Origin of the sequence: Polaribacter sp. NJDZ03 (assembly GCF_019263805.1) — a bacterium.
Classification (GTDB): Bacteria; Bacteroidota; Bacteroidia; order Flavobacteriales; family Flavobacteriaceae; genus Polaribacter.
This window is the reverse complement of sequence record NZ_CP079195.1, coordinates 1,450,031-1,466,254: the sequence shown is the minus strand read 5'-3', so window position 1 is coordinate 1,466,254 and position 16,224 is coordinate 1,450,031. Positions and strand designations below refer to the sequence as shown.

Annotated in this window: 12 protein-coding genes; 9 read left to right on the top strand and 3 right to left on the bottom strand. The window is 31.8% G+C overall.

The genetic code is table 11. The features are described from left to right. Positions 1 to 78 precede the first annotated feature (78 nt). The 8 genes from KV700_RS06220 to KV700_RS06185 all read left to right on the top strand — a co-directional run bounded on the left by KV700_RS06220 (position 79) and on the right by KV700_RS06185 (position 11,747). Complete coding sequence (locus KV700_RS06220) at positions 79 to 3,936, top strand: efflux RND transporter permease subunit (RefSeq protein ID WP_218599527.1); 3,858 nt, start codon at positions 79 to 81, stop codon at positions 3,934 to 3,936. A gap of 41 nt (positions 3,937 to 3,977) precedes the next feature. Next, positions 3,978 to 4,331 (top strand): four helix bundle protein, encoded by a 354-nt coding sequence (locus KV700_RS06215; protein WP_218599526.1) that lies wholly within the window; start codon positions 3,978 to 3,980, stop codon positions 4,329 to 4,331. A 113-nt stretch (positions 4,332 to 4,444) separates the two neighbouring features. Next, entirely contained in the window at positions 4,445 to 5,614 is a 1,170-nt protein-coding gene (locus tag KV700_RS06210) for a TolC family protein (protein ID WP_254712986.1), read from the top strand. A gap of 2 nt (positions 5,615 to 5,616) precedes the next feature. Next, positions 5,617 to 6,174 (top strand): AraC family transcriptional regulator, encoded by a 558-nt coding sequence (locus KV700_RS06205; protein ID WP_166387701.1) that lies wholly within the window; start codon positions 5,617 to 5,619, stop codon positions 6,172 to 6,174. Positions 6,175 to 6,250: 76 nt separating this feature from the next. Then, positions 6,251 to 8,749, top strand: a complete 2,499-nt coding sequence (locus tag KV700_RS06200; RefSeq protein ID WP_218599524.1) for a heavy metal translocating P-type ATPase — start codon at positions 6,251 to 6,253, stop codon at positions 8,747 to 8,749. 75 nt (positions 8,750 to 8,824) lie between these two features. Beyond that, positions 8,825 to 10,600 carry an efflux RND transporter periplasmic adaptor subunit gene (locus KV700_RS06195; protein WP_218599523.1) on the top strand — a complete coding sequence of 592 codons (1,776 nt, stop codon included), beginning with the start codon at positions 8,825 to 8,827 and terminating at the stop codon, positions 10,598 to 10,600. Positions 10,601 to 10,635: 35 nt separating this feature from the next. Next, positions 10,636 to 11,025 (top strand): heavy-metal-associated domain-containing protein, encoded by a 390-nt coding sequence (locus KV700_RS06190; protein ID WP_218599522.1) that lies wholly within the window; start codon positions 10,636 to 10,638, stop codon positions 11,023 to 11,025. A 119-nt stretch (positions 11,026 to 11,144) separates the two neighbouring features. Continuing rightward, complete coding sequence (locus tag KV700_RS06185) at positions 11,145 to 11,747, top strand: alpha-ketoglutarate-dependent dioxygenase AlkB (RefSeq protein ID WP_218599521.1); 603 nt, start codon at positions 11,145 to 11,147, stop codon at positions 11,745 to 11,747. A 2-nt stretch (positions 11,748 to 11,749) separates the two neighbouring features. On the opposite strand, the gene KV700_RS06180 is transcribed toward KV700_RS06185, so the two are convergent. From KV700_RS06180 to KV700_RS06170, 3 genes are all read right to left on the bottom strand, one after another. Next, complete coding sequence (locus tag KV700_RS06180) at positions 11,750 to 12,457, bottom strand: LytTR family DNA-binding domain-containing protein (protein ID WP_166387691.1); 708 nt, start codon at positions 12,455 to 12,457, stop codon at positions 11,750 to 11,752. A gap of 3 nt (positions 12,458 to 12,460) precedes the next feature. Next, positions 12,461 to 13,237 carry a sensor histidine kinase gene (locus KV700_RS06175; RefSeq protein WP_218599520.1) on the bottom strand — a complete coding sequence of 259 codons (777 nt, stop codon included), beginning with the start codon at positions 13,235 to 13,237 and terminating at the stop codon, positions 12,461 to 12,463. A 415-nt stretch (positions 13,238 to 13,652) separates the two neighbouring features. Further along, positions 13,653 to 14,660 carry a kelch repeat-containing protein gene (locus tag KV700_RS06170; protein ID WP_254712985.1) on the bottom strand — a complete coding sequence of 336 codons (1,008 nt, stop codon included), beginning with the start codon at positions 14,658 to 14,660 and terminating at the stop codon, positions 13,653 to 13,655. A gap of 244 nt (positions 14,661 to 14,904) precedes the next feature. Here KV700_RS06170 and KV700_RS06165 point away from each other — a divergent pair, with 244 nt between their 5' ends. Beyond that, positions 14,905 to 16,224: a DUF4270 family protein gene (locus KV700_RS06165; RefSeq protein WP_166387684.1), complete on the top strand. Its 1,320-nt coding sequence runs from the start codon at positions 14,905 to 14,907 to the stop codon at positions 16,222 to 16,224.

Sequence of the window (16,224 nt, the reverse complement as noted above, 5' to 3'; positions counted from 1 at the left end):
ATTTATTTCATTAGGATGATTTTTTGTATTCGGTGTTTTTTTTAACGCCACTTTCTAACTGTTTAATAATTAAACTTCATGCTAAATAGAAGCATCAAATTCTTAATAGAGAATAAAATCGTAGCCGTATTATTACTTGTCCTTTTTGTAGGATGGGGAACTGTAAACGCACCTTTTAATTGGAATACTGGTTTTTTACCAAGTGATCCTGTGGCCGTAGATGCCATTCCTGATATTGGTGAAAATCAACAAATTGTATTCACAAAGTGGGATGGTCGTTCGCCACAAGATATCGAAGACCAAATTACTTATCCTTTAACCACCTCCTTATTGGGTATTCCTGGAGTAAAAACCATTCGTAGTTCGTCTATGTTTGGCTTCTCTAGTATTTATATTATTTTTGAAGAAGACATTGAGTTTTATTGGAGCCGAAGTCGGATTTTAGAAAAACTAAATTCACTACCAAGCGGCTTATTACCAGAAGGCGTTAACCCTGCTTTAGGACCAGATGCAACAGGATTAGGTCAGATTTACTGGTACACTTTAGAAGGTAGAGATAAAGACGGAAACGTTACTGGTGGATGGGATTTACAAGAATTACGAAGCATACAAGATTACTACGTAAAATATGCATTATCTTCCGCAAGTGGCGTTTCAGAAGTAGCTTCAATTGGAGGTTATGTTCAGGAATATCAAGTAGATGTGAATCCGGAATTAATGCGTCAGTATAATATTGGTTTAAACCAAGTTGTAAAAGCGGTTAAAAGTAGTAATCAAGATATTGGTGCACAAACCTTAGAAATCAATCAAGCAGAGTATTTAGTACGTGGTTTAGGATATATAAAATCGGTAGAAGATATTGAAAATGCAGTGGTAACTTCTAAAGATTTTACAGCTATTAAAATTAAAGACATTGGTAAAGTTTCTTTAGGTCCTGCAGCACGACGTGGATTATTAGATAAAGAAGGTGCAGAAGTTGTTGGTGGTGTTGTAGTTGCTAGATATGGAGCAAATCCTATGGAAGTAATTACCAATGTAAAAGAAAAAATAGCCGAACTAAAAGGAGGTTTACCAACGAAGGTATTAGCAGACGGACGAACATCTCAACTAACAGTGGTTCCTTTTTACGATCGTTCTGAACTTATTGTAGAAACCTTAGACACACTTACCGAAGCATTAACTTTAGAGATTTTAATTACCATTTTGGTAATTATAATTATGGTTTTTAATTTAAGAGCTTCTATTTTAATTTCTGGTTTGTTACCTGTAGCTATTTTAATGGTGTTTGTGACGATGAAACTATTTAATGTGGATGCAAATATTGTGGCACTTTCGGGTATTGCAATCGCTATTGGAACTATGGTAGATGTAGGCGTCATACTTGCCGAAAATATGATTCGCCATCTTGATGAGGAGAAAGTGAAGAGTGAAAAGTTAAGAGTGAAGAATGAAAACGTCATTCCGACAGAGCAAGGCACGAGCGACGAGGAATCTATGATTTCTACTGTTCAAAACAACAAACTTTCAATAAATGAAATTATTTACAACGCTACCGCGGAAGTTTCCGGAGCCATATTAACAGCGGTTTTAACAACTATTATTAGTTTTGTGCCTGTATTCACAATGATAGGTGCAGAAGGTAAATTGTTTAGACCTTTGGCTTTTACAAAAACAATGGCATTATCTGCTTCTTTAGTAATTGCTTTGTTTATAATTCCGCCTTTAGCAGCTTTTTTATTCCGTAAAACAACGCTAAAAAAATCGTTTAAATACATTGTAAGCGGTGTTTTAATTCTTGCCGGACTTGTAATTGTAATAAGTGGGTTTTGGTTAGGTTTTATAGTAGTAGCTTTCGGAATTGTGTCCTTTTTAAGTTTGTATTTTAATAAAACTGAAATAAACTTTTCGCTTTTCACTTTTCATTTTTCACTTTCAAAAAACCTTGTAAATATTATTATTTCTTCGGCGGCAATTGTATTTCTATTGGCTGAATATTGGAGACCTTTAGGTTTTAATAGAAGTATTTTTATCAACTTAATTTTTGTGGCTATTATTTGCTTCGGAATTTTAGGACTGTTTTCTATTTTTAGAAAATATTACGGGCAAATCTTAGAATGGGCTTTAGCGAATAAGATGTTCTTTTTAATGGTTCCGATCACCGTTCTTGTTTCTGGATTTTGGATTATGAACAATACTGGTAAAGAATTTATGCCTTCTTTAAATGAAGGATCTTTTCTTCTGATGCCAACATCGTTGCCACATTCTGGAGTTGAAGAAAACAAACGTGTGTTACAGCAATTAGATATGGCAGTTGCCACCATTCCAGAAATTGAAACTGTGGTTGGAAAAGCTGGTAGAACAGAGTCTGCTTTAGATCCTGCGCCTTTATCGATGTACGAAAACATGATTCAGTATAAATCGGAATACATGCGTAATTCCGAAGGAAAAAGACAACGTTATAAAGTGAATGCCGATGGTTATTTTATATTAAAAGACGGTAGTTTGTGCGTAAATAATTCTATGCAAATGGAAAAGACCTCACAGGTTTCAAAAACCTGTGAGGTCTCTAGCGAACAACTAATAGAAGACAGCGACGGAGAATTTTACCGCAACTGGCGACCAGAAATTAAGAATCCAGATGATATTTGGAAAGAAATCATAAAAGTAACTAAGTTACCAGGCGTTACATCTGCTCCCAAATTACAACCTATAGAAACCCGATTGGTGATGCTTCAAACAGGGATGCGAGCACCTATGGGAATTAAGGTAAAAGGACAAGATTTAAAACAAATTGAAGCTTTTGGACTAAAACTAGAAAGTCTTTTAAAACAAGCGGAAGGCGTTAAAGTAGAAGCTGTTTTTGCCGATAGAATTGTTGGTAAACCGTATTTATTGATTGATATTGATAGAGAAAAAATAGCACGATATGGAATTTCAATCGAAGATGTACAGAGTGTGCTAAAAGTGGCTATTGGCGGAATGGAATTAACCCAAACTGTGGAAGGTAGAGAACGTTACGGAGTTCGTGTACGTTACCCAAGAGAATTACGTGGCAATCCAGAAGACATTAAAGATATTTATATTCCTGTAGAAAAAGGGAGTCCTGTGCCATTAAGTGAGTTGGCAACGATTCGTTATGAACAAGGTCCGCAGGTAATAAAAAGTGAAGACACCTTTTTAGTCGGTTATGTTTTGTTTGATAAAATTGACGGTTTTGCAGAAGTAGCGGTGGTAGAAAATGCACAAGCCTTATTTCAGCAGAAAATAGATTCAGGAGAATTAATTGTTCCTAAAGGAATCAGTTATAAGTTCACAGGAACGTATGAAAATCAATTACGTGCAGAAAAAACATTGGCTATTGTAGTTCCTTTGGCGTTGGCTATCATCTTTTTAATCTTGTACTTTCAGTTTAAATCAGTGACTACTTCATTAATGGTGTTTACCGGAATTGCAGTAGCATTTGCGGGTGGTTTTATTATGATTTGGTTATACGGTCAAGATTGGTTTTTTAATTTTAGTTTCTTTGGCGAGAATATGCGAGATCTTTTCAATATGAAAACTATCAATTTAAGTGTAGCTGTTTGGGTTGGTTTTATAGCCTTATTCGGAATTGCAACAGATGATGGTGTTGTTATGGCAACCTATCTTACACAAACTTTTGATCGTGAAAAACCTTCGGATAAAATGAGCATTAGAGCTTCGGCCTTAGAAGCTGCTAAAAAACGAATTCGCCCGTGTTTAATGACTACAGTTACTACCATTTTAGCCTTGTTACCAGTTTTAACATCCACAGGAAAAGGAAGCGATATTATGATTCCGATGGCAATTCCAATTTTTGGAGGAATGGTGATTGATATCACTTCTTACTTTATTGTTCCGGTTTTATATAGCTGGAGAGAAGAGGTTAAGTTAAAAAGAGTGAAAAGTTTAAAGTGAAAAACTAAAAGTGATTAATGAAAAATTAAAAGTTTAAAATCATGGAAAAAAGTATTTTAAAAGATAAAAGTTATGCCTTTGCTATTTTAATTGTGAAGTTATCTCAATTATTAGTTTCTAAAAAAAAGGAATATGTTTTAAGTAAACAACTTTTAAGAAGTGGTACAGCTGTTGGTGCGTTAATTCGTGAAGCAGAATTTACTCAGAGTAAAGCAGATTTTATTCACAAAATGAGTATTTCTCTAAAAGAAGCAAATGAGACATTGTATTGGATCGATTTATTAAAAGACACCAATTATATTGATATACAACAGTATAAAATTCATTATAATTTGAATAAAGAATTAGTAGCTATGTTAGTGAGTTCTATAAAAACAGCAAAATCTAAGTTATAATGAAAAAGCATTTAAAAAAAATATCGCCTTTCAAGATTTTTAATTTTCCATCTTGCACTTTAAAATTAAAGCGTATTGCTACTTTTAGTTTTTCACTTTTCATTTTTCACTCTATGAATAGTCAAGAATTAGAAACCTATATTAAGGAGGCTTTAGAAAATAGTCCTGAAATTCAGAAATTCGAGTTGCATTATCGTATTGCTACAGAAAAAGTAAATGAAGTAAACACGTTACCGAACACCGAATTTAGTGCAGGTTATTTTGTGTTAGAACCAGAAACGAGAACAGGAACTCAGCGATTTAAAGTATCAGCAAAACAAATGTTGCCTTGGTTTGGAACAATTACTTCTCGCGAAAATTATGCAAGTTCTTTGGCAGATACTAAATACGAAGACATTGTAATTGCTAAACGAAAATTAATGGTTTCCGTTTCTCAATCTTATTACAAATTATACGTAAACAAAGCAAAACAGGCTATTTTAATTGAAAATAGTAAACTGCTTAAAACTTATGAAACGTTGGCTTTAAAATCGATTGAAGTTGGTAAGTCTTCTGCAGTTGATGTTTTTAAACTGCAAATGCGTCAGAATGAATTAGAGCAATTAAGACTGGTTTTAGAGCAACAATATTTATCAGAACAGACGGTTTTTAATAATCTGTTGAATAGAGAAAAGGATATTCAAATTGAGGTTATTGATGCTTTGCTAATGCCCTCTAAAGATTTTGAAATTACTTCTAGTAATTTAGGATTACATCCTGAATTATTAAAATATGACAAACTATTTCAATCCGTAGAACAATCCGAATTTCTGAATCAGAAAGAAAGTAACCCATCATTTGGTTTTGGGGTCGATTATATTAATATTCAAGCAGGACCCGACATCACTTTTAGTGAAAAAGGTAAAGATATTTTTATGCCAACCGTATCATTATCTATTCCGATATTCAATAAAAAATATAAATCGAAAACGAAACAAAACGAGTTACAGCAACAAGAAATTGAAGCTCAAAAACAAGAACGTTACAATACTTTAGAAACGCTTTTAGATAAGGCGATAAACGATCGGTCTTCTGCAAGAATTAGTTACAATACACAAGTTAAAAATTTACAGCAAGCTAAAGATGCGGAAGATATTTTAATTAGAAGTTACGAAACTGGAACGATCGATTTTAATGATGTTTTAGATATTCAAGAATTGCAATTGAAGTTTCAAATGAATCAAGTTGAAGCCATTTATAATTATTATATTCAAACAACGAGTATTCACTATTTAATTCAATAAAAATGGGACAAACGTTAATTATAAAAAATATGGTTTGTGCTAGATGCAAATCTACAATTATAGCATTATTAACACGTAATGGTTTAGATATTGAATCGATAGAATTAGGAAAAGTTGTTGTCAAACAAGATTTAAACAGCAATTATGATACTATAAAAACAGCTCTTAAAGACCTGGGATTTGAGTTGATTGAAGATGAAGCTAAAGTGTTAGTAGAACAAGTTAAAGTGATTGTAATTCAGTGTATTTCAGAAAACAATTCAGATCATATTATTTCGAAAATCACAAAAGAGATTGGTAAAAACGATTCGGCAATTAGTAAGCTTTTTAGTAAATCGGAAGGTATTACGCTAGAGAAGTATATCATCAACTTAAAAATTGAAAAAGTAAAAGAATACATACAATTAAATCAATTAAACTTTTCTGAAATAGCATACAATCTCAATTATAACAATAGCAGTCATTTAGCAAAACAGTTTAAATCTATAACAGGAATGTCTATGTCTGAGTATCGAAAATCACAAGATTGGGATCGGAAAGAATTAGACCAAATTGTATAAATTATAATCAGAATTAGAAAAACTTATTTTTTAAAACAGCGATACCTTTGTTTGTAAATTATAAAGAACTAACAAAATGAAACATACATATCACATACACGGAATGACTTGTAACGGTTGTCGTGGACACGTAGAAGAAACACTTTCTAAAGTTAAAGGTGTTTCTAAAGCTACAGTTAATTTAGAAAAAGCAGAAGCTACTATAGAAATGGATTCTCATATTTCATTAAAAACCTTCCAAGAAGCTTTAAAAAATGATGGTGGCCGCTATAGTATTCACAAACCGGGAGAACATCATCATATTAAAGAAGTAAAAAAAGAGCTTCCGAAAGGAAAAGGCACAGGTACATTTTATTGTCCTATGCATTGTGAAGACGATAAAACGTACGATAAGGCAGGAGATTGCCCTGTCTGTGGAATGGATTTAGTAGAAGAACAAAACATTTCTATTAACACCGCAGAACAATGGACTTGCCCAATGCATCCTGAAGTTATAAAAGATGAAGCTGGAGACTGCCCTATTTGCGGAATGGATTTAGTGCCTATGAAGCCCGATCTTTCATCAGAAGAAAAAACATACCAAAAGATCATAAAAAAGTTTTGGATTGCAGTTGCTTTTACCTTGCCAATATTTTTAATTGCCATGAGTGAAATGATTCCAAACAATCCATTATATACAATTTTGGAACAAAAACATTGGAATTGGATTCAGTTTACACTGTCTATTCCGGTGGTTTTTTATGCTACTTGGATGTTCTTTGAGCGTGCGTATAGAAGTATAAAAACATGGAATTTAAATATGTTTACACTTATAGGGATTGGTGCAGGTGTATCTTGGCTATTTTCTGTTTTCGGACTATTTTTTCCAGATGTTTTTCCTGCTCAATTTAAAACGGAATCAGGAGCTGTGCATGTTTATTTTGAAGCAGCAACTGTTATTTTAACATTGGTGCTTTTAGGTCAATTATTAGAGGCGCGTGCACATGGAAAAACGAATTCAGCCGTAAAAGAACTCTTAAAATTAGCACCTAATAAAGCCATAAAAGTAGTAGATGGCGAAGATGTAAAGGTTTCTATTGATAAAATTAAATTACATGATGTTTTAAAAGTAAAACCTGGTGATAAAATTCCTGTTGATGGTGTTATAACTGAAGGAAATACAACCATTGATGAATCGATGATTTCTGGAGAACCACTTCCGGTAGACCGATCTAAAGGCGATAAAGTAAGTGGCGGTACTATTAATGGGAATCAAGTTTTTTTAATGAAAGCAGAGAAAATTGGCAGCGATACGTTACTCTCTCAAATTATTAAAATGGTGAATGATGCAAGTAGAAGTCGTGCTCCAATTCAGAATCTAGCAGATAAAGTTTCTGGTTATTTTGTACCTGTGGTGGTGCTTATTTCTTTAATAACATTTGCTGTTTGGGCTATTTATGGACCAGAACCTGTGTATGTATATGCTTTTGTAAATGCCATTGCCGTATTAATTATTGCGTGTCCTTGTGCATTAGGTTTAGCAACGCCAATGTCTATAATGGTTGGTGTTGGTAAAGGAGCACAAAACGGTGTCTTGGTTAAAAATGCAGAAGCTTTAGAAAGAATGGCTAAAGTAGATACTTTAATTATTGATAAAACAGGAACCATTACCGAAGGAAAGCCAACCGTAGAAAAAGCTGCTGCGTTTAATGCTGTTTTAAGTGACAAGGAAGTGTTGCAATATATTGTGTCGTTAAATAGTAATAGTGAACATCCTTTAGCCGAAGCCACTGTAAAATATGGTAAAGAGCAAAACACGGAAGTTTTAAAATCGGAAGGATTTAGTGCTGTTACAGGAAAAGGTGTGGAAGCGACAATAAACAATAAAAAAGTAGCTTTAGGAAATCCTAAAATGGTGGAGTATGTAAATGCTGTAATCACTCCTAAAATGGAGGAAGAAGCTAAAACGTATCAGAAACAAGGGAAAACGGTTTCCTTTTTATCAGTAGATAAAAAAGTTGTTGGTTATGTGGTTATTGGTGATAAAATTAAAGCAACGAGTGCAAAAGCAATAAAAGCACTTCAAGATAGAGGCGTTTCGGTAATAATGTTGACTGGTGATAATTATGATACCGCACAAGCTGTGGCTACCGAATTAAATCTAGCCGATTTTAAAGCAAGTATGTTACCAGAAAACAAATTGCAAGAAGTAACCAAATTACAAGAGCAAGGAAAAGTAGTTGCAATGGCTGGAGACGGAATTAATGACGCACCTGCACTCGCAAAAAGTGATGTTGGTATTGCCATGGGAACGGGTACAGATGTAGCAATTGAAAGTGCTATGATTACTTTGGTAAAAGGAGATTTACATGGTATTGTAAAAGCGCAACATTTAAGTGAAGCTGTTATGAAAAACATTAAACAAAACTTATTTTTCGCGCTGTTCTATAACACATTAGGCATACCAGTTGCAGCAGGAGTTTTGTTTCCTTTTTTCGGAATTTTGTTATCTCCTATGATTGCTGCTTTGGCTATGAGCTTTAGTTCGGTTACAGTAATTGCAAATGCCTTACGTTTAAGAAATATTAAAATATAAATAATAAGATAATTAACCTGCAAGGTATTGCTGACAAAGGAAGCTTCCTTGTAGGTTTTAAAAACAAAGAAACTTATGAAAAAATATAGTGTTTATATAGGTTTAATAGCTGTTGGATTACTTTTAGGCTGGATGCTTTTTGGAGGATCATCAAAAACAGAAGAAATACACAAGCATGATGCTGTAGCAGAAACAAACCAAATGTGGACGTGCTCTATGCATCCACAAATTATGCAACCAGAAGCAGGCGATTGTCCTATTTGTGGAATGGATTTAATTCCGGCAGAAAGTAGTGCAGAAGGGTTAATGGCAGATCAATTTAAACTTTCAGAAAACGCAATGGCATTAGCCAATATACAAACGTCAATAGTAGGGAATACTATTTCTGACGTTGATACTGGTTTTATTTTATCAGGAAAAATTACAGAGAATGAAGATGAAACAGCAACCATGCCTGCTCATTTTGACGGTAGGGTTGAAAAACTGTATGTTAACTCGTTGGGAGAACGTGTTAGAAAAGGACAAGCCGTTGCTCAAATATATTCGCCAACATTGATTGCTGCACAGCAAGAATTAATTACAGCCTATAAATTAAAAGTATCTCAACCACAATTGTATACTGCGGTTAAAAATAAGTTTAAAAATTGGATGATTCATGGGCCACAATTAAATGAAGTAGAACAAACGGGTAAAGTAAAAAATAGTTTTACCATTTACTCGCATGTCTCTGGTGTTGTTACAGAAATTTCGATAAATGTAGGTTCGCATATTATGGACGGAAAACCAATTTTTAAGGTTTCTAATCTAAATACCGTTTGGGCTAATTTTGATGTGTATGAAAATCAAATTAGTCAATTTAAAAAAGGTCAGGATGTTGTGGTAACCACAAATGCATATCCGAATAAAACCTTTAAAGGAAAGGTCAATTTTATAGATCCTATTTTAGATACGCAAACAAGAACGGTGAAGTTAAGAGTGGTTTTAAACAATAAAAAAGAGATTTTTAAACCTGGGATGTTTGTAGAAGGAAAAATTAAAGGCATTATTTCTGGAAGCAAAGAACAAGTAATTACAATACCTGCTTCTGCAGTTTTATGGACAGGAAAACGCTCTGTAGTATATTTAAAAACGAATGCTAATGAATCCGTTTTTGAAATGAAAGAAATTACTTTAGGTAATCAGATAAATAATAATTATCAGGTTTTAGAAGGGTTAAATAAGGGGGATGAAATTGTAACCAACGGAACCTTTACGGTAGATGCTGCGGCGCAATTACAAGGCAAAAAATCGATGATGAATAAAAAAGGCGAAAAAACAATGACAGGTCATGAAGGACATCTTGGTATGGAAATGAGTGATTCTGTTGAAGGAAAAACTATAAATAAAAACGAAAGAATAAAAGTGTCTAAGGAATTTCAAAATCAATTAAAAGTGGTTTTTAATGATTATATATCATTGAAAGATGCATTAGCAAAAGACAATACTAAGCGTGTAATTGCAATATCAAAAACGTTGTTAGACAATTTATCTAAAGTTGATATGAAGCTATTAAAAAGTAAAAATGAGCATGAACATTGGATGCCTTTACACAAAGAAATAAAAGCAACCACAAATTTGATTTTAAATACAGATGCTATTAAAATGCAAAGAATCTATTTTAAGCATTTATCAGCTAACATGGCAAATGTTATAGAAATATTTGGAATCAATGAAAAAGTGTATCATCAATTTTGCCCAATGGCAGATAATAATAAAGGAGCCTATTGGTTAAGTAAAGACGAAAAAGTAGTAAACCCTTATTTTGGAGGTGCCATGCTAACTTGCGGAGAAGTAAAACAAATAATAGAATAAATAAAAATTAAATATTAATAATTAAATTAAAATCAATGAAAAAAATAATTTTAAGTCTAGCTATTATAGCAGCAGTAGCTTTTACAGGTTGTAAAAATGATACAAAACAAAAAACAGAAACTACAGAAGTATCTAATAAAATGGCAAAAGTAGATCTTTCTTTTGGTGTTAGAGGAAACTGTGCTATGTGTAAAAAAACGATAGAAAAAGCAGCAAATGCTGTAGATGGGGTGTCAAATGCAATTTGGAATGTAGAAGAAAAGAAAATAGAGATCTCTTTAGAGAACCCTAAAACCGATACAATGTCAATTCACAATGCAATTGCTGCTGTTGGTTATGATACTGAAAAAGTAGCAGGAAGCGAAGAAGCTTACAAAAATTTACCTGGTTGTTGCCAATATGATCATACAATGAAAATAAATTAGTCTGGTAAGATAGCAGTAGATGAGCATTCTAATAAATAGTCTCATCAAGTTTTTGTGCATGTATATATTATTGTTTTTTTATAAGTAATCAATTAAAGTTAAAAGTGTATTTTTATTTTATGGATTTATTTTTTTCAGAAACTATACGTAATATTTTACCTTTTGATGGTATTACAAATTATCACGGAATAATTTTAGATAAAAAACAATGTGAGTTTTATTATCAGAAATTAATGGCAACCATCAACTTTAAAAATGATGAAGCTATTATTTTTGGTAAAAAGATACGTACTAAAAGAAAAGTAGCTTGGTATGGAGAGTCTGAATATTCGTACACCTATTCTAAAATAACAAAAACTGCAAACATTTTTACCAAAGAATTGTTAGAACTTAAAGAAATTGTAGAGAAGGAAAGTGGCGAAACCTATAATTCTTGCTTGTTAAATTTATACCATTCTGGTGATGAAGGAATGGCGTATCATTCCGACGGAGAAAAAATGCTAAAGAAAAACGGAGCAATTGCTTCGTTATCTTTAGGTGCAGATCGTAAGTTTTCTTTTAAACACAAAGAGAACAAACAAAGAATAGATATTATTTTAGAAAAAGGGAGTTTGTTGGTTATGAAAAAAGGGACACAAACTAATTGGTTGCACAGATTACCGCCAACTAAAAAGGTAAATTCACCTAGAATTAATTTAACTTTTAGAACAATAGAATTGTAATGTTAATTATCAATTTTTTTAATAAAATCGTCTCTATAATTTAACCCAATAGGTATCCAATTGTTATCAATAATAATTCTATTTCTTTGCACAGAATAAATATGTTTTATTGAAACAATGTAGGATTTATGCACACGGATAAAATTTAATCGCCCTAATTTTTCTTCAAAACTCTTAAGGCTGCTAAGTGTTAAAATAGGTTTTTCTCTATTGGTATGAATTTTAATATAATCTTTTAAAGACTCTATATATTTTATGTCTGCTAAGTTTATTTTTAAATTCTCATATTCAGATTTCACAAAAATAAACTCAGGTGTTGTTTCTAAATTTACAATAGGTGTTTCTTCTTCTGTTTTAGACTTTAATAAGCTTTGCGCTCTTGTTGCTGCTTTTAAAAAGCGATGAAAAGGAATTGGTTTTACCAAGTAATCGATGGCATTTAAGTTAAAACCTTCTACCGCATAATGAGAGTATGCAGTTGTAAAAATAAATAGTGGTTTGTTGTCTAAAGATTTTATAAAATCGATTCCAGAAAAATCGGGCATTTCTATATCAGTAAAAATTAAATCTATTTTTTGTGACTGTAAAATAGTTGTTGCTTCAAATCCATTAGAGCAAGAACCCACTAATTCTAAAAACGGAACTTTAGAAATAAAGTCTTCTAATAATTCTAATGCTAGCGGTTCATCATCAATAATTATACACTTCATTTTTTATTTTTTTAAGTTGATTTTTAGGTTTACTTCAAATGATTTTTTAGTATTCGAAATCTCTAAAGTATGCGCATTTGGGTACAGTAAATTCAATCTGTTTTGTATGTTTTCTAAACCAATACCAGAGTCTTTATTTAAAGCATTTTGTAGTGATGATAAATTGTAAACAGTTAAATGTAATTGATCATCATTTGTAGATATTTTAATAGTAATATCTGTTTTTCCTTTATAATTTGTTCCGTATTTAAACGCATTTTCTATAAAGGAAATAAGTAGTAGAGGTTCTATTTTATAGTTTAAATTTCCATGAACGTTTATTTTTACACCGCTAGAATCCTTTAATCGTAATAACTGTAAAGAGATATAGTTTTTTATGTATTCTATTTCTTTTTCTAAGCAAATATAATCTTCATTGGCTTCGTAAATCATATATCGCATGAGTTCAGATAGGGTAACAATGGCAACCGTTGTATCATCAGATTTTTTATTAGCTAAAGAATAAATACTGTTTAATGTATTGAATAAAAAATGAGGGTTTAATTGTGCTTTTAAAAAAGATAACTCAGAATTTACTTTTTGAGAAGCGGCAATAGTTCGTTCTTTTTCAGATTTATACCATTCTGCAACTAGCTTTACACAGGTACTTAAAGCAAAAAATAACAGCAGTAAAATGGGGGGCCTTAAATTGAAGTTGTTTTCTCTAGATCTTCTAAAACTAGGGTTAAAATCGCCTTGTGAAAAAGGAGGTCTTAAAGAGAATTTTAAGGAAGATTTCATTAAAAAAAATATAGAAATAATAATTCCGAATGAAATAATAATGTATAAAATAATTTTTTTATTCAGTAAAAATTGTGGGATTAACACCAAATAATTCAAATAAAAAACAGCAATAAAAGTGAAGTTTAAAATATAAAACGCATTCGGAATTGTGCTTAGTCTAGCATAGGATTGAACGGCAGTTATCACCAAAAAGAAAATCCATATAAGACAATGGACAATTATTATGGTGTTATTTTTTTTTAATAAAGAACTCAATGTTTTCATTATTTAACAAATGCAAAATTATAGTAGACGTTTCTTAAAACTCTCCCAAAAATGTGTTGTTTTTATCACAAAAAAGATTGAAAATTAAATTACTTATAATAGTAACTCAATCTTCAATCTTAAAATATTTTTTTAAAAGAGAGGAGTATTAATCATCTTCGTTTTCTAATTCATAAGGTTTAAACTCCCAAACATCATCAAAATAATAAGTACCACTTCTTCCCATTAATACAAATGCTTTTGTTTCAAAAGTAAAAGTAGATGCATTTTGTCTTGCAGAACCTTCAAATACAGGTAACTCTTCCCAAGTATCTGTAGCAGGGCTATATTCCCAAGCATTGGTGTTTATAGAACCTGCAATACCTGTAGTTACATATCCTTTTCCGTCTAAAGAAAAAGCTGCACCACTGCTTAATAGAATGCTATAATCGTCATCATCATCTTCATCGTCATCTAAATCTGTTAATCGTGTCCAAGTAGCTCCATTAAAAGCATAAAAATCTTCTTCGTAAGCATTATTATGGATTCCTAAACCAATATAAGCAACATCATCAATTGTAAAAACAGAAGCACCTTGACGCTTTTGCCCTCCAAAACCTACAGACTGTTCCCAGGTATCTGAGGTAACATCATATTTCCAAAAATCTTTTTGTTCACTTCCATCATAACCTGTACCTATATAACCATCATTACCAATAGCAAAACCAATGGCAGCGTATCTTGCAGATCCTCCAAAATCTGCTTTTTGAGTCCAAGTATCTGATGTAGGATCATATTCCCAGAAATCATTTAATTTATCTACACCATCATAACCGGTACCTAAATACCCTTTTCCGTTTATAGCAAAACCAACAGCACCACTTCTGGCTACACCAGGAAATGTAGCTTTTTTTACCCAGTAATCACTATCTGAATTATACTCCCAAGTATCAGCTAAATAATCATCACCATCATAACCAGTTACTAAATAACCTTTAGTACCAATGGTAAAGCTTACAGAATTTGCTCTAGAATCACCATCAAAAGTAGAGCTCTCTACCCAGTTTCCGTACTCATCATCATCGTCATCATCACTACACCCTATAAAAAATAGAGACATTATTAATGTTGCTAAAAAGAGCATACTACTCTTTTGTATTAAATTTGTTTTTCTCATTAGATTTAATTTATTTGCTTAATTATTGGGCAAACTTAAAAGCTAATAAATAGGTAACATTACAAAATAGACAAACAAGGGTATTTTATAGATAAACATGTAAACCAAATGTTAATTTTCTTAAAAGGTGTTAATTATAAGGTTTAGCGGTGTTTTTTAGTGGTAAGTCTATAAAAAAAGACTGTTTATATATTTTATGATTTTTAATGATATCTCTACTAATATTTTTGCTTGAAAAAGTAAAATGAGGTATTTAATTTTTGGTATTATAGGTATTGTCTTTTTAGCATCTTGTGCTACCGACGATACTACTTATGAAGTAGGAAGTGATTTTATTGAAAACAGTATTCAAGTTAGAGTTTTAGATACGTTTTCTATAAAAACAGGAACCTTTAAATTAGATTCTATTATAACTTCTAGCACTAATAGAATTTTAGTAGGTAATGTAGTGGATGAAAAGTTAGGTACTTTATCTGCAAAATCTTATTTAGAATTAATAACTTCTAATTTTTCTATAAGTACAGATGCGGTGTATGATTCTATAGGGATGATTTTAAATTATGATACTTACTATTATGGCGATACTACAAAAGTACAGACCTATACATTACATAGAATTACAGAAACAGTAGAGCCAGAAGACGATGCTACTAGTTTTTACAATACATCTTCGTTAGAATACGATGCTGCTATTTTAGGACAACTTTCATTTACGCCAAGACCTAATAAATCTACAGATTCTTTATTTGTTAAAATAGATGATATTTTAGGGGAAGAGATTTTTGATAAAATTGTAAACAATGATATTAATAACACAGACGATTTTTTACAATATTTTAAAGGATTGGTAATTGCGCCAGATACGTCTGTAAATAGTCATGTTTTAGGTTTTAATGCACAAACTACAACGGGTACAGGGAATTCTATAATGCGATTGTATTATTCTATAATTGATGATGACAGTGAGAATAATGATTATTATATAGATTTTGTAATTTCTGCAGCAGGACAGCAGTTTAATGAAATAAAAACAGATTTGTCTAGTACCGTTTTAGGTGATTTTGAAGATGGTGAAGAAATTAAATTAAGCACTGTTACTGATAATTTATTGTTTGCACAATCTGGAACAGGAATTTCAGCGAGAATAGAAATGCCTTCTATTAAAAGACTTTCTGAGTTGTATGAAAATGCTGCTACTTTAAGTGCCGAATTAACCTTTAGCCCATTAAAAGGAAGTTATAGTGATGATAATCCGCTACCAGAATACTTGTCGGTTTATATTGTAGATCATAAAAATAGAATTATACAACAACTTACAGATATAGACGGCAATACTGCTTCAGCAATTTTAATAGCAGATACAGATGAGTTTAATGAAGACACTTATTACTACGTTAATTTAAGTGGTTTTGTTGAGCAAATTTTATATTCAGATACCGATTTAAATTATGCCTTAATGATTCAGTCGGAAAACTTCTCTAAAGAAGTAAGTAATGTAGTAATAGAAAATAACGCAAGTACCAATAGAGAAGTAAAATTATCAGTAAAATATTTAAACTATTAA

Coding starts and splice junctions, on each gene's coding strand:
- KV700_RS06220 (WP_218599527.1), top strand. CDS start 79: ATGCTAAATAGAAGCATCAAATTCTTAATAGAGAATAAAATCGTAGCC.
- KV700_RS06215 (WP_218599526.1), top strand. CDS start 3,978: ATGGAAAAAAGTATTTTAAAAGATAAAAGTTATGCCTTTGCTATTTTA.
- KV700_RS06210 (WP_254712986.1), top strand. CDS start 4,445: ATGAATAGTCAAGAATTAGAAACCTATATTAAGGAGGCTTTAGAAAAT.
- KV700_RS06205 (WP_166387701.1), top strand. CDS start 5,617: ATGGGACAAACGTTAATTATAAAAAATATGGTTTGTGCTAGATGCAAA.
- KV700_RS06200 (WP_218599524.1), top strand. CDS start 6,251: ATGAAACATACATATCACATACACGGAATGACTTGTAACGGTTGTCGT.
- KV700_RS06195 (WP_218599523.1), top strand. CDS start 8,825: ATGAAAAAATATAGTGTTTATATAGGTTTAATAGCTGTTGGATTACTT.
- KV700_RS06190 (WP_218599522.1), top strand. CDS start 10,636: ATGAAAAAAATAATTTTAAGTCTAGCTATTATAGCAGCAGTAGCTTTT.
- KV700_RS06185 (WP_218599521.1), top strand. CDS start 11,145: ATGGATTTATTTTTTTCAGAAACTATACGTAATATTTTACCTTTTGAT.
- KV700_RS06180 (WP_166387691.1), bottom strand. CDS start 12,457: ATGAAGTGTATAATTATTGATGATGAACCGCTAGCATTAGAATTATTA.
- KV700_RS06175 (WP_218599520.1), bottom strand. CDS start 13,237: ATGAAATCTTCCTTAAAATTCTCTTTAAGACCTCCTTTTTCACAAGGC.
- KV700_RS06170 (WP_254712985.1), bottom strand. CDS start 14,660: ATGAGAAAAACAAATTTAATACAAAAGAGTAGTATGCTCTTTTTAGCA.
- KV700_RS06165 (WP_166387684.1), top strand. CDS start 14,905: ATGAGGTATTTAATTTTTGGTATTATAGGTATTGTCTTTTTAGCATCT.